This is a genomic window from Psychromonas sp. CNPT3, assembly GCF_000153405.2.
GTDB lineage: Bacteria > Pseudomonadota > Gammaproteobacteria > Enterobacterales > Psychromonadaceae > Psychromonas.
On record NC_020802.1, the window covers coordinates 2,258,719 to 2,284,371 of the forward strand.

25 protein-coding genes are annotated in these 25,653 nt (G+C 37.9%); 13 read left to right on the forward strand and 12 right to left on the reverse strand.

Annotated elements, in window-relative coordinates; genetic code table 11:
• Positions 1-42: 42 nt before the first annotated feature.
• Positions 43-426 carry a DUF3461 family protein gene (locus tag PCNPT3_RS09945; RefSeq protein WP_015465739.1) on the forward strand — a complete coding sequence of 128 codons (384 nt, stop codon included), beginning with the start codon at positions 43-45 and terminating at the stop codon, positions 424-426.
• A gap of 148 nt (positions 427-574) precedes the next feature.
• Here PCNPT3_RS09945 and PCNPT3_RS09950 read toward each other — a convergent pair whose 3' ends face one another.
• Positions 575-1,774 carry a multidrug effflux MFS transporter gene (locus PCNPT3_RS09950; protein WP_015465740.1) on the reverse strand — a complete coding sequence of 400 codons (1,200 nt, stop codon included), beginning with the start codon at positions 1,772-1,774 and terminating at the stop codon, positions 575-577.
• A 103-nt stretch (positions 1,775-1,877) separates the two neighbouring features.
• On the opposite strand from PCNPT3_RS09950, the gene PCNPT3_RS09955 reads away from it, so the two are divergent.
• On the forward strand, positions 1,878-2,822 hold the full coding sequence (locus tag PCNPT3_RS09955; RefSeq protein WP_015465741.1) for a LysR family transcriptional regulator: 945 nt from the start codon (positions 1,878-1,880) through the stop codon (positions 2,820-2,822).
• 13 nt (positions 2,823-2,835) lie between these two features.
• Here PCNPT3_RS09955 and PCNPT3_RS09960 read toward each other — a convergent pair whose 3' ends face one another.
• Positions 2,836-3,993, reverse strand: a complete 1,158-nt coding sequence (locus PCNPT3_RS09960) for an FAD-dependent monooxygenase (protein WP_015465742.1) — start codon at positions 3,991-3,993, stop codon at positions 2,836-2,838.
• Positions 3,994-4,163: 170 nt separating this feature from the next.
• On the opposite strand from PCNPT3_RS09960, the gene miaB reads away from it, so the two are divergent.
• From miaB to PCNPT3_RS10000, 8 genes are all read left to right on the forward strand, one after another.
• On the forward strand, positions 4,164-5,585 hold the full coding sequence (miaB, locus tag PCNPT3_RS09965; RefSeq protein WP_015465743.1) for a tRNA (N6-isopentenyl adenosine(37)-C2)-methylthiotransferase MiaB: 1,422 nt from the start codon (positions 4,164-4,166) through the stop codon (positions 5,583-5,585).
• A 14-nt stretch (positions 5,586-5,599) separates the two neighbouring features.
• A complete protein-coding gene (locus PCNPT3_RS09970; RefSeq protein WP_015465744.1) occupies positions 5,600-6,616 on the forward strand; it encodes a PhoH family protein in 1,017 nt (338 codons plus the stop codon).
• On the forward strand, positions 6,616-7,089 hold the full coding sequence (gene ybeY / locus PCNPT3_RS09975) for an rRNA maturation RNase YbeY (protein ID WP_015465745.1): 474 nt from the start codon (positions 6,616-6,618) through the stop codon (positions 7,087-7,089). Before PCNPT3_RS09970 ends, ybeY begins: the two co-directional genes overlap by 1 nt.
• Positions 7,090-7,098: 9 nt before the next feature.
• Complete coding sequence (corC, locus tag PCNPT3_RS09980) at positions 7,099-7,962, forward strand: CNNM family magnesium/cobalt transport protein CorC (RefSeq protein WP_015465746.1); 864 nt, start codon at positions 7,099-7,101, stop codon at positions 7,960-7,962.
• The gene (gene lnt / locus PCNPT3_RS09985) at positions 7,952-9,535 is read left to right on the forward strand and encodes an apolipoprotein N-acyltransferase (RefSeq protein ID WP_015465747.1); all 1,584 of its coding nucleotides are present in this window, start codon (positions 7,952-7,954) and stop codon (positions 9,533-9,535) included. Before corC ends, lnt begins: the two co-directional genes overlap by 11 nt.
• A gap of 184 nt (positions 9,536-9,719) precedes the next feature.
• On the forward strand, positions 9,720-10,484 hold the full coding sequence (locus PCNPT3_RS09990; protein WP_015465748.1) for an ATP-dependent zinc protease family protein: 765 nt from the start codon (positions 9,720-9,722) through the stop codon (positions 10,482-10,484).
• The gene (locus PCNPT3_RS09995; RefSeq protein ID WP_015465749.1) at positions 10,474-12,009 is read left to right on the forward strand and encodes an inactive transglutaminase family protein; all 1,536 of its coding nucleotides are present in this window, start codon (positions 10,474-10,476) and stop codon (positions 12,007-12,009) included. Before PCNPT3_RS09990 ends, PCNPT3_RS09995 begins: the two co-directional genes overlap by 11 nt.
• 3 nt (positions 12,010-12,012) lie before the next feature.
• On the forward strand, positions 12,013-12,960 hold the full coding sequence (locus PCNPT3_RS10000) for an alpha-L-glutamate ligase-like protein (protein ID WP_015465750.1): 948 nt from the start codon (positions 12,013-12,015) through the stop codon (positions 12,958-12,960).
• A gap of 42 nt (positions 12,961-13,002) precedes the next feature.
• Here PCNPT3_RS10000 and PCNPT3_RS10005 read toward each other — a convergent pair whose 3' ends face one another.
• The 7 genes from PCNPT3_RS10005 to ftnA form a co-directional block, all read right to left on the reverse strand.
• A complete protein-coding gene (locus PCNPT3_RS10005) occupies positions 13,003-13,476 on the reverse strand; it encodes a Spy/CpxP family protein refolding chaperone (RefSeq protein WP_015465751.1) in 474 nt (157 codons plus the stop codon).
• 175 nt (positions 13,477-13,651) lie between these two features.
• Positions 13,652-14,047 carry a ClpXP protease specificity-enhancing factor gene (locus PCNPT3_RS10010; RefSeq protein ID WP_198006663.1) on the reverse strand — a complete coding sequence of 132 codons (396 nt, stop codon included), beginning with the start codon at positions 14,045-14,047 and terminating at the stop codon, positions 13,652-13,654.
• 8 nt (positions 14,048-14,055) lie between these two features.
• On the reverse strand, positions 14,056-14,688 hold the full coding sequence (sspA, locus tag PCNPT3_RS10015; protein WP_015465753.1) for a stringent starvation protein SspA: 633 nt from the start codon (positions 14,686-14,688) through the stop codon (positions 14,056-14,058).
• A gap of 96 nt (positions 14,689-14,784) precedes the next feature.
• Positions 14,785-15,519, reverse strand: coding sequence for a cytochrome c1 (locus PCNPT3_RS10020; RefSeq protein ID WP_015465754.1), 735 nt, complete (start codon positions 15,517-15,519; stop codon positions 14,785-14,787).
• Positions 15,519-16,796 (reverse strand): cytochrome b, encoded by a 1,278-nt coding sequence (locus PCNPT3_RS10025; RefSeq protein WP_015465755.1) that lies wholly within the window; start codon positions 16,794-16,796, stop codon positions 15,519-15,521. Before PCNPT3_RS10025 ends, PCNPT3_RS10020 begins: the two co-directional genes overlap by 1 nt.
• Complete coding sequence (petA, locus tag PCNPT3_RS10030) at positions 16,796-17,386, reverse strand: ubiquinol-cytochrome c reductase iron-sulfur subunit (RefSeq protein WP_015465756.1); 591 nt, start codon at positions 17,384-17,386, stop codon at positions 16,796-16,798. The genes PCNPT3_RS10025 and petA overlap by 1 nt, the downstream gene beginning before the upstream one ends.
• A 210-nt stretch (positions 17,387-17,596) precedes the next feature.
• Complete coding sequence (gene ftnA, locus PCNPT3_RS10035) at positions 17,597-18,121, reverse strand: non-heme ferritin (RefSeq protein ID WP_015465757.1); 525 nt, start codon at positions 18,119-18,121, stop codon at positions 17,597-17,599.
• 283 nt (positions 18,122-18,404) lie between these two features.
• Between ftnA and PCNPT3_RS10040 the strand changes: the two genes are divergently transcribed.
• A complete protein-coding gene (locus PCNPT3_RS10040; RefSeq protein ID WP_015465758.1) occupies positions 18,405-19,085 on the forward strand; it encodes a DUF3334 family protein in 681 nt (226 codons plus the stop codon).
• A 621-nt stretch (positions 19,086-19,706) separates the two neighbouring features.
• On the opposite strand, the gene rpsI is transcribed toward PCNPT3_RS10040, so the two are convergent.
• The 3 genes from rpsI to zapE form a co-directional block, all read right to left on the reverse strand.
• Positions 19,707-20,096: a 30S ribosomal protein S9 gene (gene rpsI / locus PCNPT3_RS10045; protein ID WP_015465759.1), complete on the reverse strand. Its 390-nt coding sequence runs from the start codon at positions 20,094-20,096 to the stop codon at positions 19,707-19,709.
• Between the two features lie 15 nt (positions 20,097-20,111).
• Positions 20,112-20,540 (reverse strand): 50S ribosomal protein L13, encoded by a 429-nt coding sequence (gene rplM, locus PCNPT3_RS10050; protein WP_015465760.1) that lies wholly within the window; start codon positions 20,538-20,540, stop codon positions 20,112-20,114.
• Positions 20,541-20,916: 376 nt separating this feature from the next.
• On the reverse strand, positions 20,917-22,050 hold the full coding sequence (zapE, locus tag PCNPT3_RS10055) for a cell division protein ZapE (protein WP_015465761.1): 1,134 nt from the start codon (positions 22,048-22,050) through the stop codon (positions 20,917-20,919).
• Between the two features lie 735 nt (positions 22,051-22,785).
• On the opposite strand from zapE, the gene pykF reads away from it, so the two are divergent.
• Together pykF and degS are read left to right on the forward strand one after the other, a co-directional pair.
• Positions 22,786-24,231 (forward strand): pyruvate kinase PykF, encoded by a 1,446-nt coding sequence (gene pykF / locus PCNPT3_RS10060; protein WP_232207359.1) that lies wholly within the window; start codon positions 22,786-22,788, stop codon positions 24,229-24,231.
• A gap of 261 nt (positions 24,232-24,492) precedes the next feature.
• Positions 24,493-25,560, forward strand: coding sequence for an outer membrane-stress sensor serine endopeptidase DegS (gene degS / locus PCNPT3_RS10065; protein WP_015465763.1), 1,068 nt, complete (start codon positions 24,493-24,495; stop codon positions 25,558-25,560).
• Positions 25,561-25,653: the final 93 nt, after the last annotated feature.

The following is a 25,653-nucleotide window of genomic DNA, read 5'->3' on the forward strand; positions in this document are numbered from 1 at the left end:
GTACGTTCAATAAATCATTATTAGCAAATATAAGGACTTTATATGTTCCCACATTTAGCCACTATCAGTATTACTAATACACATGAAATTAAACGCTATAGTCTACGCCATGAAGGTGTCTACGATATTTTAAAGATATACTTCAAAAAAGAGCGCGGATCTCATCAGATTTTTTCTCGAAGTGTAAAATTTAAGTTCCCTCGTCAAAATAAAAAAATTAACTCAGATACGCAGCCCAATTCATTTGAAAATATTTCAGAAATCAATGCGAGTTTGCGAAATATTATTGAAGAGCTAGATACATTAACGCTGCAGGTTAAAACTAAAACTGATATCAAATCTGAATTATTAGAAGATATTAAACATTTAGAAACGGTTTTTAATGCGAAGATTAACGAAATAGAAGAAAAAATAAAAAACTTATAATACAAATAAATTTATCAGCGCGACACTTTACTCGCATAACGTGTCGTGCTGATATTTATGTTACTTACCTATACTTCTCATACGCTCCTCATAGAGGATAGTAAAAGCAACCCTATTTAAAGTCGCATCGATATCGCATACATAACGCTTAATTACATTGTGGTTGATGAATATGTGCCCACCGAGGTGACAGTAGAATAACTAATAAAATCAAAGTTAAACCGCCCATCAAAAAAGCAACCGCATAAGGCGCCGTTAAATTGGTCTGTTGTATTAACGCTGAAAATAAAGCAGCCCCACTCATTTGTATACAGCCAAGCATAGCCGTTGCCGTGCCCGCTCGTTCGCCAAATTCACTGAGTGCCATCGTTGTTGCAGGCCCAAGCAGCAATGCGAAACCAATACACAAAAGCATCATAGGCAACATAAAGATAAACGCGGCCACTAATCCTGTACTCGGCCAATATTGTTGTAACAGTATTTGTAATAAGGCGGAGCTTAAAAAGAAACATAACGCGATAATAACCGTTGGCCGATTTAAAAATCGTTTAATAACAAGAGGTGCAAAAAAAGCAGCCACGATATTAACAAAGGCATTTAAGCCAAACAGAGCACTAAAGGTTAATTCAGATAAACCTAAATGTGAAATCAGCCAACTCGGTGCATAAGAAACATAGGTGAGGATGGACATCATGCCGACCATACAAGTCAGGGCATAAAACATAAAATGCTTATTTTTTAAAATTGGTGTAAAACGCTCCCAGTGGTATAAAGATCCGATGTTTTTTGTGTTTTTAGGTCTTGTTTCCGGTAATTTATAACACACATAAATAAGAACAATAATAGAAAACAACGCCATAAACAAAAAGGTTGAACGCCAACCATACTGTAACGCTAACACGCCACCTAAGGTAGGAGCGAGTGCAGGGACAACACAAATGACGCCATTTAAGTAACTATAATAACGCGCACATTGTTGGCTATTAAAAGTATCTCTCACCGCACTAAACACCACAATAGACGTCGCACAAGCAGCCACCCCTTGTAATATTCGAGCAAGCTGTAAATAATGAAATTCAGGCGCAATGGCTGCAAATAAACTACTAAAGAAATAAAGACAAATACCAATAATCGCTATCGGACGACGCCCATATTTATCCGCTAAAGGCCCTATTAAGATTTGACCGAGTCCCATAGCAAAAAGATATAACGTCAATGTCGATTGCACCGCGCTCGCTGACACATTAAATTCGTTTGCAATAACAGGTAATGAGGGAAGAAAAATATCAATAGCTAACGGGCTTAATAGCACCATCACCATTAAAATGGGAAGAATATTACGGGTCATAAATTTCCTTAAAGAGAGAAGAGCATCGTGCGAGAGTGTACACTGAGAATATTATGATTGATAATGACAATAACTACACCCAAACATTCCCACGAGGAATATCATGCGCATTGATAAAATGGCCAAAATAGATCTTAATCTTTTAGTGACACTGCAAATTCTCTTAGAAGAATGTAGCGTCACTCGGGCAGCTAATCGCCTGCATTTATCGCAATCAGCGTTAAGTAAAAACCTGAATCGATTGCGCCAAACATTAGGGGATCCTCTTTTCTTTCGGAGTGCGCATGGTTTAAAACCCACCGCGCATGCATTGCAATTACAAAAGCAATTACCCTTACTGCTGCAAAACTTATATCAATTAACCTTGCCCCCTAAATTTACCCCCCAGGAAAGCCAGCGCAAGTTCTCTTTCGCTCTCTTAGAAAGCGCCTATGAAACGCTTCTACCCGCTTATATTAGTCCGTTATTAGAAAAAGCGCCCAAGATAAAACTCGATATTTATAGCTGGAATGAAAATTCCATGCGCGCTATACAACAAGGCAAAATAGACTTTGGACTCAGCGCGCGAGATCTTCATCCTGATTCGGATTTTCGATTAAATAATCTACCGGATGGGATTGTCTTTGAAACCCTTTTTACGACAAAACAAATTTGTCTTGTCCGTAAAAATCATCCTGTCCTCAACAATAATGACTGGAATAAAGAACAATATTTAAAAATGACACATGTACAAGTGCGCTGTGAAGGCAAGGATTGGTGGGCGCTTGATTATCATTTAGCAGCCTCAAATGAACACCGAAAAATAAATATCACCCTGCCCGATTTTTATAGTGCGGCCAGTATCTGTGCACACAGTGATTTAATACTTACCTTACCGCTTATTTTTGCGCCACTTGCTCAACGGATCTATGCATTAGAGCAATTACCTTTACCCGTTGAATTCCCGGAGCTTGCGTATGTATTACTTTGGCATCAACGTAATACGGATGAGCCTGGCCATCAATGGGTTCGCGAGCTAATCAATGAAAACATACAAAAAGTAGTGTGAACTTTGCTTGCGCTTACAAGCCCATCGCGTATTGCATGACTTTATTTTTTAACGAGCCACTGCGCTGCGCGATAAAAAAGATACTCTTACGCAAAGCGCGTATCGGCGCTAATTGGCTTTTACTGCCTTTATAAAACACATCCATCGCCGTTTGCATTAATAAATTTTGCGTTTTACGCTCTTGCTCATAACGCTTTAATAATTCAGATAACGCGCCCTCGTGTGGCGCTAATAATAAATCAACTAAACACTGCACATCTTTAAACCCTAAATTAACACCTTGTCCTGCCAGTGGATTAATACTGTGCGCGGCATCCCCGACTAACACCGCGCTATCACGGTAATAATTTTTTGCGTGACGACGCGTGAGTTTAAAGGCCCCTTTATTTTGCACTTCAAAATCAAAGTTTAATGTGGGGAATTCATCTAAAATCGCCTGTTTTAGTTGTGGATTTGATAGCGTCATTAATTGATTTATTTTTTCAGGACTATGGTACCAAACGAGACTTGCCTGCGGTCCCGCTAACGGTAAAAAAGCACAAGGCCCTGTTTCTCTAAACTCTTGCCAGGTTACCCCTTGCTGCGCTTTATCTGTTTTGATACTAATTAGTAAGCATTTCTGACGATAATCCCATGCTGTAATAGGAATATTTAATTTTTGACGAATGCTTGAATTTGCCCCGTCGGCGGCAATAAGTAAAGAGGCGCTAATATTAATACCGCTGTCTAAGCTGACACAGACGCTACTGGCATTATTATTGATGTTTATAACCTGCTGTTGCAGATAAAAATGCACGTTGGGTAACTTTTCTAACGCGCGCCATAACGCAGACTGAATCAACTGATTTTCAGCCATGACGCCTAAACAATCTAAATTTAAGTCCTGACTATCAAAGGTTAACTTAGCACTGCCTTTCTCCCACGTTTGTAATCCATGATAAGCACATAAACGCGCTTTGGGTAAGTTATCCCAAATACCGGCTTTTTGTAAAAGGCATTTACTTTGCGCACTAAAAGCTGAAACGCGTAAATCAAATTCGTCATCAAGTTGACAAGTCGGTACTGTGTTTTTTTCAATAAGATGGATGATCATGCCTTGTTGTGCCAATAATAGGGCGCTTAATGCACCGACCATACCGCCACCCACAATAATAATTTCTCTTTTTTTCATGACAGATCCTTTAAAAAGTCTTATTTCTTAGCAACAACTTACAATTTTACAATTTTAAATACAGATTGAACTTCCTTATTATGCGCAATAAAAGGGAAGTATCTTGAAGTCCACGGTGATATGCGTAAAATGTCACCTCTTTTATAGTACTACAATAGAGCAAGTAAATTATGAGTTTAAAATTACACGTCAAAACTTGGGGTTGTCAGATGAATGAATACGATTCATCAAAAATGGCAGATCTACTAAATTCCAGCAATGGCTATATTAGCGTTGATAATGCCGAAGATGCGGACGTTATTTTATTGAACACTTGCTCTATCCGAGAAAAAGCCCAAGAAAAAGTATTTCATCAATTAGGGCGCTGGAAAAAATTAAAAGATAAAAAACCGGGTTTGATCATTGGTGTTGGTGGGTGTGTTGCCTCACAAGAAGGTAAAGCAATCCGCCGCCGTGCGCCTTATGTTGATATTGTATTTGGACCACAAACATTGCATCGTTTACCTAAAATGATCCAAGACGTAAAAGACAATAATCACGCAGTTATCGATGTTAGTTTCCCTGAAATTGAGAAATTTGACTGTCTTCCTGATGCCCGTGCTGATGGCGCGACTGCCTTTGTTACTATTATGGAAGGTTGTTCTAAATATTGTACTTTTTGTATTGTGCCTTACACACGTGGCGAAGAAGTCAGCCGCCCCGTCGATGACATTCTTTTAGAAGTCGCGCAACTTGCAGAGCAAGGTGTTCGAGAAATTAATTTACTCGGCCAAAACGTAAACTCATACATTGGTGCCACGTTTGATGGAAAAACGTGTAGCTTTGCTGAATTACTGCGTAATGTTGCCTCTATCGATGGTATTGATAGATTGCGTTACACCACCAGTAACCCTATCGATTTTGATGATGAAATCATTGATGTGTATCGCGACACCCCTGAGCTTGTTGATTTCTTACACCTTCCCGTACAAGCGGGATCAGACAGAATTCTGAGTGCGATGAAACGAGGTCATACAGCAGCTCAATATAAAGAAAAAATTGTAGCACTTAAACTGGTACGACCAAACCTGACATTAAGCTCCGACTTTATTGTCGGCTTCCCAAATGAAACAGATGAGGATTTCCAACAAACAATGGATCTTATCGAAGAAATAGGCTTTGATATCAGCTACAGTTTCATTTATAGCCAGCGCCCAGGTACGCCAGCTGCCGACATGCCCGATGACGTTTCATTACAAGTTAAAAAAGAGCGCTTAGCACGCTTACAACATGCCATTACCCAACAAGCACTGCAAATTGCACGGCGTATGGTCGGCAGTGTACAACGCATTTTAGTTGAAGGGCCATCACGTAAAAACATCATGGAATTATGTGGCCGAACTGAAAATAACCGCATTGTAAACTTTGAAGGTGATCATCGCTCTATCGGTAGCTTTGTCGATGTAGAGATAACAGAAGTTCATAGTAACTCTATTCGCGGGAAATTTATTCGTAATGAAAGTGAAATGAATTTACGTTTATCTATTCGTCCCATTGACATTGTCAATAAACAAGCAGAAAATTTAGGTGTAAATACCTACAATCCTGAATAAAAGGTAATAATACTTTGACCAATCAATTGACGACAGTACATCTTGATTTAACGCCACAAGACAATGATCGTTTAGCGATTTTATGTGGCACTTTTGATGATAATATTAAGCATATTGCGCGTCGTTTAGGACTGGAAATTAGTTATAAAGACTCCCACTTTAAAATTATTGGTGAGCACCGTTACGCACAAGCTTGCCGAGATCTTATACAAGAATTGTATATTGAGACGCAAACGATTAAAGGTAAAACAGCAGATCTTACCGATGCAGATGTGCATATTGCATTGCAAGCGCTGTTAAATGAGCATCGATTATTAGAAGTGCAGCAATCTAAAGCTAAAATTGGTACGCAAACGCTTAGCATTAAAACCAAGCGCGGTATTATAAAACCTCGCGGTGAAAACCAAAGTAAATATATCAGTAATATTCTTAATAATGATATTAGCTTTGGTATTGGCCCTGCTGGTACAGGTAAAACATATCTGGCTGTCGCATGCGCGGTTGAAGCATTAGAGCGCCAAGAAGTGCGCCGTATTTTACTCACTCGCCCCGCGGTAGAGGCGGGTGAAAAGCTGGGTTTTTTACCCGGCGACCTGTCACAAAAAGTCGACCCTTACCTGCGCCCATTGTACGATGCTTTATTTGAAATGCTCGGCTTTGAAAAGGTAGAAAAACTCATTGAAAAGAAAATCATTGAAATTGCACCACTGGCTTATATGCGCGGACGCACTTTAAATGATGCTTTTATTATTCTTGATGAAAGTCAAAATACGACAGTTGAACAAATGAAAATGTTTTTAACCCGTATTGGCTTTAATTCTTCGGCGGTGATCACCGGTGACATTACTCAAATTGATTTACCTCGCCATCAAAAATCTGGATTACGTCATGCCATTGAAGTATTAAATGAAGTTGATGAGATAAGCTTTAACTTCTTTGATGCCGATGATGTTGTTCGCCACCCTGTCGTCGCTAGGATCGTTAAAGCTTATGAAGCTTATGAGCGTAAAACAGAGCATGGAAAAACCTAATGCAACTGTATATTGATTTACAAATCGCAACAATGGATGAAAAAGCCCTGCCTTCACTTGCGCTTATTGAAACGTGGATAAAAGAAGCTATTATCAAAGGCTCATCCATCACGCGTGAAGAAGCAGAATTAACAGTGCGTATCGTCGACAGCGTTGAAAGCCAGCAACTCAATGGCCAATATCGACATAAAGATAAGCCCACAAATGTGCTATCATTTCCATTTCAAGCACCGATGGGTATTCAATTACCTCTTTTGGGTGATCTTGTTATCTGCAAACAAATTGTAGAGCAAGAAGCACTTGAACAGAATAAAGACTTAAATGCGCATTGGGCACATATGCTGATCCATGGTAGCCTACACTTGTTGGGCTTTGATCATATTATTGAACAACAAGCCCTCGAGATGGAAAGTTTAGAAACAAAAATATTGGTAACGTTAGGTTTTCCTCCTCCTTATAATGAAACAGAGTAAATAAACGCAATGTCAGACGAACATTCAACCCGCGAGCAGGCACGATCTAGTTTGCTCGATAAAATTGGCCACCTTTTTCAAACAGAGCCAAAGAATAAAAGTGAATTATTAACATTGATAAATGACGCTAAACTGCGCCATGTTATCGATCAAAAAACCAAAGAGATGATCAAAGGTGTACTTGATGTTTCTAATTTACGAGTGCGCGATATAATGATCCCGCGCTCACAAATGATCACTTTAAGCTTACACCAAAAAGTTAATGAATTTTTACCTATCATTATCGACTCCGCACATTCACGTTTTCCGGTGATAACAGAAGATAAAGATCATGTTGTCGGCTTATTACTTGCCAAAGATCTGATAAAATTCGGTTTTCGCAGTCAAGCTAGCAAATTTAAAATCGGAGATATCTTACGAGAAGCCGTCGTTGTCCCTGAAAGTAAGCGCCTAGATACCTTACTTAAAGAATTTCGTTGTCAACGTTACCATATGGCAATTGTCGTAGATGAATACGGTGGTGTATCAGGACTCGTTACCATTGAAGATATTTTAGAAGTGATTGTCGGTGAAATCGAAGATGAATATGACGATGAAGAAGTCGCAGAGATCCGTAAAATTGGAAAACGTACTTATGCGGTTAATGCATTAACGACGATTGATGACTTTAATGATTATTTCGGTACAACTTATAACATTGAAGAGCAAGATACCATTGCGGGATTATTGATCCATCAATTAGGTCACCTGCCAAGTAGAGGCGAATATATTAATATTGATGGCTATAAATATAAAGTGATCAATGCCGATAACCGACGCTTAATACAACTGCAAGTGCATATTCCAAAAGAGTTAAAAAACATTGAAATATAAAGGTGTTAAATGCTTCAGGGCATTAACACAAACACTGCGAGGGCAATTTTTTATTGCCCTCTTTTTAGGTGCATTACAAGTCTTTGCCTTTGCACCTTTTTCACTACCCTGGCTTATATACCCTTCGTTTATTGGTTTCTTTTTCTTATTAGATGAAATTAAAAAAAGTACAAACAAACTTTTCTTAATGTGTTTTATCTTTAATTTTTCAATGTTTCTTGCAACCGTACATTGGATTTTCGTCAGTATGGATCAGTTTGGAGGCATGCCTACCCTGGTTAATATGGCGTTGATCGCATTATTTTGTGCTTATTTAGCCCTTTTCCCAAGCTTTGCCTTATGGCTGAGTATGCGTTTAAATTTTGTATCAAAAATAGTACGCTACTTGCTTGTGTTGCCTGTTTTTTGGCTGTTAATGGACGCCTTTCGTGGTTGGTTCTTAACCGGTTTCCCATGGGCATATCTAGGTTACAGCCATATTGATACGCCTTTGATAGGCTTTGCGCCCGTACTCGGAGTGCAAGGTGTCACTCTCGCCATTTTATTACTTTGTGGTGCATTAACACTGATTTTACAAAACCAATATAATAAAAGCGCTTTAACTCTGATCATTGTACTTTTATCAACAGGGGCGCTTTTAAAATCAGTGCGTTACACACAACTTCAAGATCCCATTAACATCGCTTTAATACAAGGCAATATTGACCAACATAAAAAATGGGAAGCCGGAAACTTATACCCCTCTTTGTTTAAATATTTAAAATTAAGCCAAAGCGTTGATATAAAAAAAGAATTAATCATTTGGCCAGAATCTGCGATAGCGGCCTTAGAGCTAGATATACAACCTGCTTTACAATCCATATCCGCTGACTTTCAAGAAAAGAACAAAACGTTATTCACCGGGATAATAGAATACGACCAAGTTGATAAACAATACTTTAATAGTATTATCAGCTTAGGAAAACAGCAAAGCGATATGCCTTATTCGAAAAACAGCACAGCTCGCTACCAAAAACACCATCTACTGCCCATTGGTGAATTTGTGCCTTTTGAAAAATGGCTACGTCCTCTTGCGCCCTACTTTAATTTGCCGATGTCGAGTTTTTCGCCCGGCAAGGCCGTACAAAAAAACTTACGCTATGCACAGGTAAATTTAGCAAGTGCACTTTGTTATGAAATCACCTTTGCAGAATTATTGCGCCAAAACATCAGTCCTGAGACGGGCGTTATCCTCACCCTAAGTAATGATGCGTGGTTTGGCCTGTCTATTGGACCTGCACAGCATTTACAAATAGCACGCATGCGCGCTATTGAATTTGCACGCCCCTTACTGCGCAGTACCAATACCGGTATCACAGCCATTTATGATAGTTTGGGACAAGAAAAAGGCAGATTAACAGCCAATCAGGCCGGTGCGTTACGTATGAAAATTTACCCTGCACTCGGTAGTACGCCTTATCAATACTTTGGATCTTTATTTATCAACCTATATTGTATTATCGTATTACTACTCTTAGGCGTGATATATCAACGAAAAACAAAAATCAATAACATAAAATCAACATCTATTTAATCCCTTAATGGTAATGAATGATGATAATAAGCACTGCTCTTTTAATCAGCATCAACAGAATGAAAAATATACATATAAAACACAGTATATTTATTAAAATAAGTCAATTTATTCTGCTATTAAACAAAGAAACTGCTAACATCTCCAAGATTATTTTTTATTACGTCTAAATAAAGGTACCTGCATGAAGCTCAACAAAATTACTCTCTTTAGCATCCTTAGCATTTCCCTACTCAGTGGATGTATTACTCTAAATAATGATGATGAGCTAAGACAAATAAAAAGTCTAAAAAACGATCTAATAGTGGCCCAAAAAGAGACTGAGAAATTACAAAACAGCTTAAAAGAAAGTCAAAAAACGTTACAAGAAAGCCAAAGTAAAACAGTTGAACTTAATGACTTAATTAAAAAAACAAAACGATCAGTCAAAACAAATTTTAAATCTAAAAAAACAAAACGCGTGGCAGATAAAACGATTCTTGGCCAAAATGAATGGGTCTACGTCTCCCAAATAAAGGAAAACTATCGTGCGCGTATTGATACCGGCGCGACGACATCATCTATCAGTGCACAAGATATCGAAATATTTGAACGTGACGGTAAGCGCTGGGTACGTTTTAATTTAATTGATGAAAATGATGAGTGCAAACAAACTTTAGAAACGCCCGTTATTCGCATGGTCTCTATCATACAATCTAATAACAGCTCAAAAGGCAATACCAATCGCCCTGTTGTACAACTACATGTGCGGATGGGTGATATTGTAAATAAAACAGAATTTACATTAACCGATCGCCAGCATATGCAATATCCAGTATTAATTGGACGTAGCTTTTTACAAGATGTGGCCTTAGTTGATGTTGGCGCAACTTATATTCAAGATAAATATAAAATACCAAAAAGTGTATCAAAACAGAGCAAAAAAGTAAGGGTTAATAATGAAGGCTAGATTTGTATTTTTTTCGTTAGTTGCAGGGCTTTTTTTATTAGGCTCATTCCAAACCATACAGCGCCATATTAGCTTTGATATCCCTTGGCTTCCCGGCGCGACACGCACCATTTGGAATATTGATGCGAAAATCAATTTTAATGCGCTGGATCGCCCTATCACCGCATCATTAACCACACCACAAGCACAAGCAGGCTACATTCAGATCAGTCAAAATGCAGCCTCGCCAGGTTATGGTTTATCTTACATTGATAACAATGATAAAAAAACCAAACAAGTACAATGGACTATTCGCGAAGCCCAAGGAAAACAAACGCTGTACTATAACATTCAGCTAATGGTCGATGATAAGTATCAAAAAGCGCCTATTTCTCAAATGCCTCCAATTGTCGACATTCAATACAATAACTCGGCAGAGCTCACTGCAGGTAAAGCGCTCATCAAAGAAGCCTTAAAAACCAGCGCAGATGCCTTTAGCCTCACCCGTGAAATATTAAAAAAACTTAATGCTGAAGCGCCCAGTCAAAACGTCAGTTTATTGCTCACTAGTAACAGTAATAAAACCAAACTGCTTATTGCTCTGCTCAATCATGCCAACATATCCACTAAATTTATTGGCGCGTTACATTTAGAAGATGGACGCCGACGTCAACATTTACAACCCTTAGTTGAAGTTTTCTCTGAAAAAGAGGGCGTTATTAGTTCTCAACTTTTTGATGCGTATACCACAGAAAGTGTTATCCGAGATGACCTTTTATTATGGGATCAAAGTGGAGTCGCTTTACTTGAACTCAGTGGGGGGGAACGCTCAAACGTGAGCTTCTCGATGATAAAACAAGAACAACCTGCATTAGCTGCTATTATACAAAAAACAGAAAATGCGCATCTATTCAACTTTTCAATACATAGTTTACCCGTTGAAGATCAAGCCTTGTTTAAAGGTATCTTAATGATCCCTCTTGGTGTGCTTATTGTGGTATTAATGCGCGTTTTAATCGGCCTGAAAACCTCGGGTACTTTTATGCCCGTTTTGATTGCGATGGCATTTATTCAAACCAGTTTGATCACCGGTTTAGTCGGATTTATTTTACTGGTTGCTATCGGTCTCTTCATTCGCTCTTACCTTTCACAGCTCAATTTACTCCTGGTGTCGCGAATATCCACGGTGATCATTATGGTCATATTATTGATCGCAATGTTTGGCGTTTTGTCTTATAAATTAGGCTTAACAGAAGGCTTAAAAATTACTTTCTTCCCGATGATTATTTTATCGTGGACCATTGAACGTATGTCTGTTTTATGGGAAGAAGAAGGTGCTAAAGAGGTGTTCTTACAAGGCGGAGGGAGCTTATTGGTTGCTGTCTTTGCTTATTTTGCAATGAGTAACGATATTACGCGCCATTTAATGTTTAACTTTATTGGTTTACAATTTGTGGTGATGAGCTTTGTTCTCTTGTTAGGCAGTTACACCGGTTATCGTTTACTTGAATTACGCCGTTTTAAACCGTTAGCGGATCAGGAATAAAACATGTTTTTTAGTAGCCCGTTTAAATTAAGAAAAAAAGGTATTATGGGGATGAACCAACGTAACAGTGCTTACATTGGTCGTTATAATCCACGTAAACTCTACCCTTTAGTTGATAACAAACTAAAAACTAAAATCATTGCCCGCGAGGCCAATGTAACTACGCCTGCTTTATTGGGCGTGATAGCGATACAAGCTGAAGTGGCGGGTGTTGAACAATACATTAAAGAGTGTAGTGGCTTTGTTATCAAGCCAGCTAAAGGCAGTGGCGGTAAAGGCATTTTAGTTATTACTAAAGTAAAGAATGGACGCTACTATCGACCTAACGGCAGTGAAGTCTCGTTGCCAGAAGTGCAACGTCATGTCAGCAATATTTTAGCGGGTTTATTTAGCTTAGGTGGCAGTGCCGATGTCGCCGTTGTAGAAGCCTTGATCCAATTTGATGATGCCTTTGATGGTTTTAGCTTTGAAGGTGTACCTGATGTGCGTGTTATCGTGTTTAAAGGCTTCCCAGTGATGGCTATGATGCGCCTTTCGACAGCAGTTTCTGATGGTAAAGCCAACTTACACCAAGGCGCGGTGGGTGTGGGTATCGATATTAGTTCAGGTAAGGCCTTACATGCAGTGCAGTTTGATAAACCTATCAAATATCACCCGGATACTGGCAAAGAGTTGGCATTATTACAAGTCCCTAAATGGGATAGATTAATATGGCTTGCCTCTAGCTGCTATGAGATGTCTGGCATGGGCTATTTAGGCACAGATATGGTACTGGATCGTTATTTAGGCCCTATGTTGTTAGAGCTCAATGCGCGTCCTGGCTTGGCAATTCAAATCGCTAATGGTCAAGGTATATTACCACGCCTTAAGTTGGTTGAAAGTTTAGGTGAAAATGTCAGTATGAGCGTCGATGAACGCGTACAATTTTGTAAAGATAACTTTTCACAATAAAAAACGCCACGTTATAACGTGGCGCCCTTTTTCATCTTATTTCTAACCTTTTCTATTACTTCTATGCATTTTATAATCTGCTTTTTGCGCATCTGTTAACACTTGAAAACTATCATAACGCGCTTTTAAATTACTCACTCTACGTTCTATTTTTTGCTGTTGCTTACTTTCAAGCATTGCACGCACTTTAGCTTCATCAAATGTGGCACTATTTAACATATCAAAATGTGTGCTACGCATACTTTTACGAGATACGCGCCGCTTTTCCCAGATACTCTTTATCTTTTGTTGTTGCGTAGCACTTAAATTTAAGCCCGAAAACATTCTTTTAGCATGATGCCCTGCAGATTTATTAGTATCGCAAGCATTCAAAGTCCATTTTCCACCATGATTATTCTTATCGTGATGATTATGGTTATCATTATTGTAACTTGTTGCGCTGACCGTTGTTGCTGCGCCTAATGCCAAAACTAATGCCAGTATACGAACAGATGATGTTAATCGGATTTTTTGCATATAATGCCCCTTGCATTCATTAATGTAGGCCTTCATTATAGTAGGGAATTTTGTCTTAATTATGTCGAGATAAACACCTTTTGTGACAACGGGTGCCAATATGCTGTTTTGACACAATTTGACATAAAAAAACCGAGAATAATCTCGGTTTTTTTATTGATAAGTATCCGCTTTGCTATTTTACAATAGTAAGCTTAGGCCCACCTGATTTCGGTTTTTTCTTCTCGATATCGGGTGGAGACGCTTCTAATGCTTCATAGGCCGGCTCATCCGGAAACATAGTTCCAGCACCATTCTCTCTAGCATAAATACCTACAATCGCATATACAGGGACATAAACTTGCATCGCTTGCCCAGAAAATCGAGCATTAAAGGCGATAGCATTATCATCCATTGTAAATTGTACAACAGAGCTTGGGGCGATATTGAGGACGATTTTTCCATCTTCAATAAATTGTTCTGGTACATCTACCCCTTTTTTTGTTGCATCTACAATGATATGTGGCGTGCATTCACTGTCAACGATCCAGTTATAAAAGGCACGCAACAAATAAGGTCTCTGTATTAACATGGCGTCCATTATAGACCGACTCGAATTTCACGTTCCGTTTCAGTTAAAGATGCTTGAAAAGACTCACGCTCAAATACTTTTACCATATAACTTTTAAGTCCAGCGATCTCACCACTAAGCTCAATTTTAAGCTCAGGAAGACGCCATAATAAAGGGGCCATATAACAATCGATTAAAGTGAAGTCTTCTGACATAAAGTAGGCGAAATGATCAAAAACAGGCGCGATCAATGAAATTGAATCACCTAGTTTAATACGAGCGGCAGTCGCAGCAGCTGCATCTGAGCCCATAATAATAGCCACTAAAGGATACCAATCTCTTTCTACACGTTGCATCATTAAACGGCTTTTACCACGCTCTACCGGGTAAACAGGCATGAGTGGTGGATGAGGGAAACGCTCATCTAAATATTCCATGATAATACGAGAATCATAAAGGACTAAATCACGATCAACTAATGTCGGGACTGTATTGTATGGGTTTAGTTCAATAAGCTCTTCTGGCCAGTTATCTTCATCCGTAAAGGTAATTTCAACGTTAACGCCTTTTTCAGCTAAAACGATACGAGTTTGATGACTATATAAATCTGAGACACCTGAAAAGAGTGTCATAACAGAACGTTTATTTGCAGCTACCGTCATGGATATTCCTAATAATTATAATTAACATTCTAAAAAAGGTAATGTTACTTAACATTACCTTTGTATTTTTTTATGTGTTACTGAGATTAATATTGCTTAGTGAATATCGCGCCAATATTCTTTTTTCAGTAAATAACTCACAAAGAATAAGATAAGCAGAAAAGCGACTACCCATATTCCTAAGTTTTGACGCTCCAATTTATTTGGCTCACCAGCATAAACGAGATAGTTTACCAGATCTAACACCACTTGGTCATACTCATCCGATGACATCTCACCTTGTTCATCACTTTCGAGTGCGATCACGGTCTTATGCTCAATGCCATCAGCATTAGTCACCATTTCAAATGTTGCCGTTGGCACGCCTTGCAATGATTCTAAAATGTGCGGCATACCGACATCCGGGAAGATCACATTATTAACACCAAAGGGACGACTTTCATCTTTATAAAAAGAACGTAAGTAAGTATAGATCCAATCAGGCCCACGTAAACGCGCTTCTAATGTCAAATCTGGGGGAGCATTACCAAACCATTTAGCCCCCTCTTCTTTATCCATACTATTCACCATTAACTCGCCAATTTTACTGCCGTTAAAGATAAGATGCTTTTTCATTAACGCATCAGGAATATCAAGATCTTTTGCGACACGTTGATAACGCTGGTATCCCGTAGAGTGACATGCAAAACAATAATTCATAAAAAGCTTTGCACCGCGTTGTAATGAAGATTTATCTGATAAATCATAATTTGCTTTATCAAGATGTACTCCTGCACTTGCAAACACAAGAGATGGTAACAGTGCCACTAAGGCTATCATTATTTTTTTCATTAGTGTGTCAACCTCGTAGGTAAGGGTTTCGTTTTCTCATTTTTAGAGTAAATCCACAACGCAATAAAAAATCCAAAATAACCAACCGATGCGATTTGTGCAATCAAGGTTAATAACGGCGTCGCAGCCGACGCGCCCAATATACCAAGCACAATGAAACAAATAATGAATTGTGTAATATTTGCTTTGTGTATCCAACTACGGTAGCGGATAGATTTAACCGAACATCTATCAAGCCAAGGTAATAAGAATAAAATAGCAATAGAGCCCCCAAAGAAGACAACACCGATGAGTTTATCGGGAATTGCCCGTAAAATCGCATAATAAGGCGTGTAATACCAAACGGGTGCAATATGACTCGGTGTTTTCAGCCCATTCGCAGGCTCAAAGTTTGGCGCTTCTAATAGATAGCCTCCACCCTCTGGCATGAAAAAGATAACCGCTGCAAATATCACCAAGAACCCCGAAACGGCCATAATATCTTTGACCGTAAAATAGGGGTGGAAGGGAATTGCATCCATGATATCTTTTTTGCCACTGTAGTGTTTATGGAAGGTAAATTTGCCTTTAGCCTCTTCTGAAATAGAGCCTTTTTTACGCTTTATCTCAACACCATCTGGATTGTTCGAGCCAACTTCATGCAACGCAACAATATGTAAAAAAACCAAAGCCACTAAAGATAAAGGTAATGCAATAACGTGTAAGGCAAAAAATCGATTTAACGTGGCACCTGATATGACATAATCACCACGGATCCAAAGCGTTAAATCATCGCCAATAATCGGAATAGCCCCGAATAAAGAGATAATAACTTGAGCGCCCCAAAAAGACATTTGTCCCCAAGGTAATAAATAGCCCATAAATGCCTCAGCCATTAACACTAAAAAGATCAACATACCGAAGATCCAAATTAGCTCGCGAGGTTTTTGATATGATCCATAAATAAGACCGCGGAACATATGTAAATAAATAATAACAAAAAATGCTGATGCTCCCGTAGAATGCATATAACGGAGTAACCAACCATATGGCACATCACGCATTATATATTCAATGGAAGCAAAAGCACCGGCTGCCGATGGATTATAATGCATCGTTAACCAAATTCCGGTGAGAATTTGATTGGCTAACACCACCATGGCTAATGATCCAAAAATATACCAGAAATTAAAGTTAACGGGTGTCGGATATTGCGCAAGATGTTTATTCCACGTTTCGGTCATTGGAATACGAGCATCGATCCAGTCGATACCCTCGATCACTAACTTTTTAAGCATTACGCATCTCCTTTATCTTGGCCGATTAATATTTGTGTATCACTAATATAATAATGCGGAGGGATCACTAAATTAAGAGGCGCGGGTACATTTTGAAAAACACGCCCCGCCAGATCAAATTTAGAGCCGTGACAAGGGCAAAAGAAACCCGATTGCACACCTTCAACTTGCTCTGAGAATGAATCCGGTAAATAACTCGGTGAGCAACCAAGATGCGTACAAATACCCACTGCCACAAATATTTTTGGCTTTAATGATCGTTGAGGATTTTGAGCATAGCCAGGTTGCTGCGCTTCTAATGAGTCGGGATCGCGAAGCCTATCAGCATGAGACGCGAGCTCATCTAATATTTTAGGGGTTCGAGATACAACCCAAACTGGTTTTCCACGCCATTCTACACGGATCAGTTGCCCGGGTTGGATCTTACTGATATCCACAGTAACAGGTGCGCCCGCAGCCTTAGCTTTTTCACTCGGACTCCAAGATTTTATAAAAGGTACCGCTACCGCAGCGGCCCCTATACCACCAACAACCCCAGTTGTTAGTGTAAGAAATTTGCGACGGCCAGTATTAACAGGCGGATTGCTCATTTTACCATCTCCATAAAAATGACTAAAGTTAGCCTACAACATCAAAATAATAGAAACATATTTACAAAAACGCTGAAAGGTGAATAAAAATTTTCTGAATTCTAAAGAAGTCGACATCTATTTACAAGCTATTAACATTAGTTTTAGGAGGGAGAATAGATAAAAGCATGGCTTAATTGACCATGCTCTCATTATTCACATTAATTTGCTTTATAATGCGCCATCCATCACGGATGTTGCTCCCGTTTTTGCAAGTTTAGCCAAATCTTTATCTATCCAGAAAAGTGCTTTACCTTCCTCTCCTACTAACGATATTTTATCTAGAATACCTTTAAATAATTTTTCTTCTTCATGCTGCTCTGCAACATACCATTGTAAGAAATTAAACGTTGAGTAATCTTGCGTTGAAAATGCAACGTGTGTTAACGCATTGATTTGACGCGTGATCAGACACTCATGTTCATAAGTAGCTTCAAATATTTCTTTCAATGAATTGAATTCATGTGGTGGAGCCTCTATTGCGCCTAGTATTGGCAACGCACCCGTTTCACTCACATATGTAAACAAACGATTCATATGTTGCATCTCTTCACCCGCATGCGCTCGCAGCATCATAGCTGCACCATCGAATCCTTTATCTTCACACCAAGCGCTCATTTGTAAATATAAATTCGAAGAATAAAATTCAAGATTTATCTGCTCATTTAACTTTTCTACCATTGTATAGGCTAGCATGCTATTTCCTTTTCATTGTTATATTTGTAAGAAACCTTTTAAATCCTGTTTCTTATTTTACACACCTTATTAACATTTATTCGACATGTCACTGAATAGTAATTAAAAAAGTGATTTATCGCGAATTTTAATTACTCTAAATACGCACTTCGTTTTATAAAAAATAACGCATTATGTTAATCAAGTATGGTTTTTGAAAAATAGATGCCCAAGCAATAGCATAATGAGATAAATAGAATATTATTATGCTATTGATTTATTTATTATTAACACAGGGGCCTCCATGGCAAAAACAAAAACGGTAACGACTGATGATGTGTTACTTCTTTTATGTAATTCAGTTAAATCAGTTCTGGGCAAAGCCACAAACCATCCCATTCACTATTCTTCAATGGTTCAAAAAATCAATAAAACGGGTTTAAAACCAGATATTGGTTGTTTCGTTCTTTTTGATGGGGGGTTTTCAGGTTTAGTGATCCTTAACTTTAGCGCAGCCTCCGCTTTAGAGATCTATCAAAATTATATGCTACATATGGGGATCCCAGAAAATGAGCTTGCTCAATCGCACACATCTGATGAAGTCAGTGATGTGATGGGTGAGTTGATGAACCAAATGATAGGTTATTTCACAAGTGTTATTGCTCAGGAGATGCAAACCTCTATCACCCAAAACCAGCCAAAAATGCTCACCATTAACAAACAAGTTCAACTCTCAATTGATACTAATCTAGATAGACCACAAGCACGTAGAGTGACTTTTACAACAGAAAAAAATAATATTTTCTATCTTGAAATGGCCATGGATAAAACCGAATTTATTAAGTTGCCAAATTTTGAGCGACGTGAAAAGTTTGATGCTGATAGTATTATTGATGCAGAAAACAATAAAAAAGATGCAGAGCCAACACCTGAAGTAGTAATGGATTCTACTGAACAAGATCTACTCGATGAATTAGGTTTGTAAATACGAGTTCCAGCATTGCATTTTAAATGCTGGAGTTTCCTTTTTCCAATAAAGACACATCACCGCCCTTTTCTCTTTATGTAGCTATCCTTTCCATACACATTAATAAAAGAACAAGAAAGCTAACTCTTCAAAAAAAGCGTAATGCCTCTCATCATGATGGATTTTCGAAAACCCGTTTAAGTTTGAACTCTAGCGCTAAATTTGAAACTTAATTATTCTACATTACATGTTATAACGAGGTTTTATCATACGGGTCAAAAAGACAGATAAGTTAATGTCACATGCCCTCTGGCAGAGCGAGCATTGCACGACTGCATTATTATCAGGAAAAGGGGTGAACATCTTAATTTCACGTATAACACTGCGAAAACAACTACTTTCCGGCTTATTAGGCACATACATTAAATATCACAGGTACATTATTTTATGCGCATAAAGCTCAGCGAACAATGAATGATTTCATCAAAAATCTATTATGGCGTTTTATAATATATAAAATAAGATCGTCTATGGGGAGCTAATAGCCAGTGTTTTTTTAATGAAGCGTAAATTCGATGGGGAAAAAAAATAAAAAAAACCCAGTATAAACTGGGTTTTTGTAATTCGAAAAACGAAATATTAACGTTTTGAGAATTGTGGACGTTTACGTGCTTTATGTAGACCAACTTTCTTACGCTCAACGATTCGAGAATCACGAGTAACAAAGCCAGCAGTACGTAGTTCAGGACGTAAAGTTTCGTCAAATATCATTAACGCACGTGTAATACCTAAACGGATTGCGCCCGCTTGACCAGTAGTACCACCACCTTTAACAGTGATGTTAAAGTCGAATTTTTCCATTGCGCCAACTAACTCTAATGGTTGACAAACAACCATAGAAGCAGTTTCACGAGCGAAATATTCATCAAGTGTGCGTTTGTTGATAGTAATTTGACCACTACCTGCTTTCATAAATACACGAGCTACAGAGCTCTTGCGACGACCAGTGCCGTAATATTGATTTGCCATTGTTTTATATTCCTATTAGATGTCTAAAACTTGTGGTTGCTGTGCAGAATGTTGATGCTCAGTTCCAGCATAAACTTTCAACTTACGGTACATTGCGCGGCCTAGAGGGCCTTTTGGTAACATACCTTTAACAGCTTTCTCAATAACACGCTCTGGTGCACGAATGATAAGATCTTCAAAACTAATTGATTTAATACCACCGATGAAACCAGTGTGGTGGTAATAGATTTTACCTTTCGCTTTATTACCAGTTACGGTAATTTTCTCAGCATTGATAACGATGATGTAATCGCCAGTATCAACATGAGGAGTGTATTCTACTTTATGTTTGCCACGTAGGCGCAACGCGATTTCAGTAGCAAGACGACCTAAAGTTTTACCTTCAGCATCAACTACAAACCACTCGCGTTTTACGTCAGCAGGTTTAGCAACAAATGTTTTCATTAAGTTATACCCAAATTAATGATTTAAAAAAAATATGACCATCATTATTGATGACCAAAAAATGTATTAGCCGTTCATATCCCTTCGAATATGTAAGCTTGTCTGATCCACCATATAAATTTTGGGGTGTGGATAAGGTGGGCGACGAAATTATACAGAAGATGAGCGCAGAGATCACGCTATTATTAAATTAAATATCAATATAGTTATTATCTACCGATTTAATACCCTTAAAAGATGCCATCGTTCTGTTATCGGTCATTTTAAAAGCCAATAGACGGGATATCGCACGACCGCCGTTATCATTGAAAAGGTAAAAAAACGTAAATAGTGAGATCGCGACGGATAAATGCATTTAATGGATAACGGCTACAGATTAATTCTCTACCTTTTTATTGTCGTGTTGATTAATCTCTAAATGGTGTGCTTTTTGTAGGTATTGTTCACTTTGCATTTCCGTTAAGCGTGAAATGCAACGCGTAAATTGAAAAGCTAATTGGCTTCCCTGATACAATTTATCCAAAGGTACATCAGCAGAGATAATTAAGACCACATGGTGATTATAAAATTCATCTACCATCGCAATAAAGCGTCTTACCATATCATTATGTTGCTCTTGCATTTGGGTAATATTAACGACAATAATCGTTCTATATAAAATAGACAGTTCAATATAATCAGCCACACCACGGGGCGCTGAGCATAATTGAGAATACTCAATTAACAAGGTATCACGACTGTAAGCCAGCGTGTTAATGTAGCGGTTTTTTATCCTCAAAGGCTGAGAATAAACTCTATCACCATTTGATAATTGTTTGAAAACATCACTTAATTGAGTTTGCACTTTATTCGTTAATGGAAAGTAATACCTTTCAGAGGCCATTAATCGATCTAGGCGATAATCGACTCCCCCTTCTAAATTTATAACGTCACAATGCGTTTGTAATAATTTTATTGCCCCTAAAAAACGCGCCCGTTGTAAACCATTCTTATACAAATCTTGTGGGTGAATGTTTGATGTTGCAAGTAATACCACGCCTTCTGCAAAAAGCGCTTCAAATATTCCGCCTAAAATCATCGCATCGGTAATATCATCAACAAAAAACTCATCAAAACAAATAATATCAATTTGCTTGGCGAATTTTTTAGCTATCTTTTGTAATGGATTTTTTTGCCCACTAAAAAGAGTGAGTTCATCATGTACTTGCTGCATGAAATGATGAAAATGCAAACGTGATTTACGTTGCGTCGGTAAGCTATTAAAAAACAGATCCATTAAATAGGTTTTGCCTCGACCGACACCACCATAAAAATACAATCCTTGGATCCTTACTTGTGGCTTATGCTTATTTAATAAGCGAGTAAGTATGTTTTGTTTCTCATTTGGCTGCCACCGTTGTTGCAAATCGACGTATAAACGTTGCAAATGTTTTATTGCTTTAGCTTGCTCAGCGTCTGCATAAAACTCAGGTTTTTTAAGATCATCTTGATAGAGAGAAAGTGGGGTCACAGCAAGTCTTCTTCTTAACAGAAAAGAGACTTCAATTTTTAACCTAGTCACTCTGATTTTTCAACTATCTTTTAATATATTAATGACAATTGCGAAACGCATTATCTTTTTATGCGCACAATACCAAACTGAGCCGTTAATATTTATTATCAAAGGTATAAATGTATAGAGTGAATTTATTATTTTATAGCTGATATTGGGATTATATTTAATATATCCCCTTAAATAGAGTTGTAAATGTAGGTATAACTAACGTTAAAAACATCATAAAAAGCATTGATACTACCTGTCTGCGGTTGATACAAATAGAGCTTATTGCGCATATAGTAATGAGGTGCTAACGCATAACATATATCATGGTATTTTATATTTAATGGGTGCAATGAGTTCCGTGATATCCCTTACAGGCTTTAAACCTGTGACGTTATCATTTCAATAGATCAACAGAAATGCATTCTTTTGCAACTTTACGTGCCAAAATTGGAACACATAGGGTAGGATCAAAAGGCGACAAGTAATTTTTATCCATGACGAATTATTTGCGCTAATGTTTCTTTAAAGAGAAGAATAATAGAAAAGAAACCGCTTTAATACAACTATAAACAACTTGTTTTGTAAACCTACAACAAGTCAAGAATTAAATAAAGCATAATATGATCACAAATCATTTTATCTTATTTTTTTTATTGTAAAATACATCGCATAAAATATGGATATTAAAAAATTAGAACACTAATGAAAAAAAACTTAATCACTACTGGAGAATATACGGTGAGAAAAACTAAAATAGTATGTACGATTGGTCCCAAATCTGAATCTAAAGAAATGTTAACTAAACTCGTTAACAATGGCATGAATGTAATGCGTCTAAATTTCTCTCATGGTGACTTCGCTGAGCATGGTGCTCGTATTACAACTATCCGTGAAATTTGCCAAGAAACTGGTAAAAATGTAGCTGTTTTATTAGATACTAAAGGACCTGAGATCCGCACTGTAAAACTTGCAGGCGGTAATGATGTTACATTACAAGCAGGTCAAGAATTTACACTTTCAACAAATCAAAGCATTATTGGCGACAATACTATTGTAGCCGTCACTTATGCTGATTTCGCAAATGATCTTAGTGTTGGCAATACCATTTTACTTGATGATGGTCTTATTGAAATGACAGTAATAAGCATTGCCAATGGCGATGTGCTTTGCCGCGTTGAAAACACCGGTGATCTTGGTGAAAATAAAGGTGTTAATCTACCTGGCGTAAAAGTACAACTACCCGCTCTTTCTGTAAAAGATAAAGGCGACTTGATCTTTGGTTGTGAGCAAAATGTTGACTTTATTGCTGCATCATTTATTCGTAAAAAAGAAGATGTACTCGAAATCCGTGCATTATTAAAAGCGAATGGTGGTGAAAACATCCAAATTATCTCTAAAATTGAAAACCAAGAAGGTGTTGATAATTTTGATGAGATCTTAGAAGTTTCTGACGCTATCATGGTTGCTCGTGGTGACTTAGGTGTTGAAATTGCTGTTGAAGAAGTTATCTTTGCACAAAAAATGATGATTGAAAAAGCGAATGCTGCACGTAAGCCTGTTATTACAGCAACACAAATGCTTGATTCTATGATCAAAAACCCACGTCCAACACGCGCTGAAGCGGGTGATGTTGCCAATGCTATTTTAGATGGTACAGATGCAGTTATGCTTTCTGGCGAATCAGCAAAAGGTAAATACCCTGCAGAAGCTGTTGAAATCATGGCAACTATTTGTACACGTACTGATGCCGTTATGCCTTCACGCGCGGCCGTTAGTAATACTAATCTTCGTATTACAGAAACAGTATGTAATGGTGCAGTAAATAATGCAGAGCAACTTAATGCAAAACTTATTATTGTTGCTACCGGTGCAGGTAAATCAGCACGCTCTTTACGTAAATACTTCCCTAGTGCTACTATTTTAGCATTAACAAGTAACCCTAAAACAGCGCAGCAACTTGCTCTTTCAAAAGGTGTGTTAGCACAAATCATCGAGAAACAAGACTCTGTTGAAGCGTTTTATACTTTAGGTATGAACATTGCTAAAGAACTTGGCCTTGTTGAAGCTGGCGATAAAGTGGTAATGGTTTCTGGATCATTAGTGCCTTCAGGTACAACAAATACAGCATCAGTTCACGTTATTGCTTAATATTTGTTTTTAGTATTTAAAAAAGCACTACGATAACGTAGTGCTTTTTTTATGTTTATACCCAAGATAAGTTCAAGTTGGCTACCCTTTTCGGAGGTAACCTGGGTATAATTATTACCTTTTTTTTATCACTATTTTTCAGCTTCTTTTGTTACAAATCTCATTTTTTTCTTATTTATAAAGAGATCTTAATAAAAATGAAACGTGGATATAAAAAAAAGGTAATATAACGTTTTAGTTGATCTTTCTTGATGGTTTAATATGCAATTTAAAACTTACTTTTTCTATTTTTTAAAACCTGTTTTTTGGGGGCTTCTTTTTGCGGTCGTCCTTTTACAAGGCGTAAAATATAAACAAAGCATAAGTGACTTCCTCAATAATGATCAGGTAATGAGTTATCATGACGCCGTAAAAAAAGCATCACCTGCCGTCGTTAATATCTATTCACAACAATATACAAATTCTACCATTGATACAGCCAAGCACTTAAAGCCTACCGGTCTTGGCTCAGGGATCATTGTCAGTAGCAATGGCTACATCGTGACCAATTATCATGTTATTGCCCAAGCAGATCAGATTTTAATCGCCCTACAAGATGGCCGTCTTTTTACCGCAAACATCATTGGAAGTGATCCTTTAACCGATTTAGCAGTACTGCAAATTGACGGCAAGAATCTACCGATCATCCCACAAAATACCAAATATAATCCACAAGTTGGCGATATTGTATTAGCTATTGGTAATCCTTATAACTTAGGTCAAACAATAACCCAAGGGATCATTAGTGCCACAGGCCGTAATGGTATGAGCTCATCGGGTCGCCAAGATTTTTTACAAACAGATGCGGCCATTAATGCAGGAAATTCTGGAGGGGCTTTGATCAACAGCCGTGGCGAGTTAGTCGGCATTAACACCTCAGAGTTTTACAGCAATAAACACAATGTTAGTAATGGCATTAGTTTTGCGATCCCATATAAATTAGCCAATCGTATTTTACATAGTTTAATAAAGTATGGACGCGTTATCCGAGGCTCTTTAGGGATCCAAGGTAAAAAACTAGATCCTATTCTCGCACGTTTATGGGGCTTAAAAGCGCAAGACAATCTGATTGTTGAGTTTTTAGCAGAAGGGGGCCCTGCTGACACTGCCGGCGTACAAAAAGGCGATATCTTACTTAAGATTAATGGTGAAAAAGCCAATGATTTTGTGTCGACATTAGATAAAGTTGCCGAGTTTAAACCGGGGACAGAGATAACCTTAACACTGCTACGTAAAGGCGATGAAATTAAACTTAATGTTATCGTCGGTGAATTTGACTATCAACGCTAATATTAACGCAGAAAGTCATTAAGCGTCTTTTATACCCATGGAATTAATTAAGTTTCCATGTATTACGCTGGGGAATAAGCATTAGCAAGGATT

Coding starts and splice junctions, on each gene's coding strand:
- petA (WP_015465756.1), bottom strand. CDS start 17,386: ATGAGCAATCCGCCTGTTAATACTGGCCGTCGCAAATTTCTTACACTA.
- PCNPT3_RS09950 (WP_015465740.1), bottom strand. CDS start 1,774: ATGACCCGTAATATTCTTCCCATTTTAATGGTGATGGTGCTATTAAGC.
- PCNPT3_RS10025 (WP_015465755.1), bottom strand. CDS start 16,796: ATGCTTAAAAAGTTAGTGATCGAGGGTATCGACTGGATCGATGCTCGT.
- PCNPT3_RS09945 (WP_015465739.1), top strand. CDS start 43: ATGTTCCCACATTTAGCCACTATCAGTATTACTAATACACATGAAATT.
- PCNPT3_RS10040 (WP_015465758.1), top strand. CDS start 18,405: ATGGCAAAAACAAAAACGGTAACGACTGATGATGTGTTACTTCTTTTA.
- degS (WP_015465763.1), top strand. CDS start 24,493: ATGCAATTTAAAACTTACTTTTTCTATTTTTTAAAACCTGTTTTTTGG.
- rplM (WP_015465760.1), bottom strand. CDS start 20,540: ATGAAAACATTTGTTGCTAAACCTGCTGACGTAAAACGCGAGTGGTTT.
- PCNPT3_RS10010 (WP_198006663.1), bottom strand. CDS start 14,047: ATGTTAATACAGAGACCTTATTTGTTGCGTGCCTTTTATAACTGGATC.
- pykF (WP_232207359.1), top strand. CDS start 22,786: ATGAAAAAAAACTTAATCACTACTGGAGAATATACGGTGAGAAAAACT.
- ybeY (WP_015465745.1), top strand. CDS start 6,616: ATGCAACTGTATATTGATTTACAAATCGCAACAATGGATGAAAAAGCC.
- sspA (WP_015465753.1), bottom strand. CDS start 14,688: ATGACGGTAGCTGCAAATAAACGTTCTGTTATGACACTCTTTTCAGGT.
- ftnA (WP_015465757.1), bottom strand. CDS start 18,121: ATGCTAGCCTATACAATGGTAGAAAAGTTAAATGAGCAGATAAATCTT.
- PCNPT3_RS09960 (WP_015465742.1), bottom strand. CDS start 3,993: ATGAAAAAAAGAGAAATTATTATTGTGGGTGGCGGTATGGTCGGTGCA.
- corC (WP_015465746.1), top strand. CDS start 7,099: ATGTCAGACGAACATTCAACCCGCGAGCAGGCACGATCTAGTTTGCTC.
- PCNPT3_RS10000 (WP_015465750.1), top strand. CDS start 12,013: ATGTTTTTTAGTAGCCCGTTTAAATTAAGAAAAAAAGGTATTATGGGG.
- PCNPT3_RS09995 (WP_015465749.1), top strand. CDS start 10,474: ATGAAGGCTAGATTTGTATTTTTTTCGTTAGTTGCAGGGCTTTTTTTA.
- rpsI (WP_015465759.1), bottom strand. CDS start 20,096: ATGGCAAATCAATATTACGGCACTGGTCGTCGCAAGAGCTCTGTAGCT.
- miaB (WP_015465743.1), top strand. CDS start 4,164: ATGAGTTTAAAATTACACGTCAAAACTTGGGGTTGTCAGATGAATGAA.
- PCNPT3_RS09990 (WP_015465748.1), top strand. CDS start 9,720: ATGAAGCTCAACAAAATTACTCTCTTTAGCATCCTTAGCATTTCCCTA.
- PCNPT3_RS09955 (WP_015465741.1), top strand. CDS start 1,878: ATGCGCATTGATAAAATGGCCAAAATAGATCTTAATCTTTTAGTGACA.
- PCNPT3_RS10020 (WP_015465754.1), bottom strand. CDS start 15,519: ATGAAAAAAATAATGATAGCCTTAGTGGCACTGTTACCATCTCTTGTG.
- PCNPT3_RS10005 (WP_015465751.1), bottom strand. CDS start 13,476: ATGCAAAAAATCCGATTAACATCATCTGTTCGTATACTGGCATTAGTT.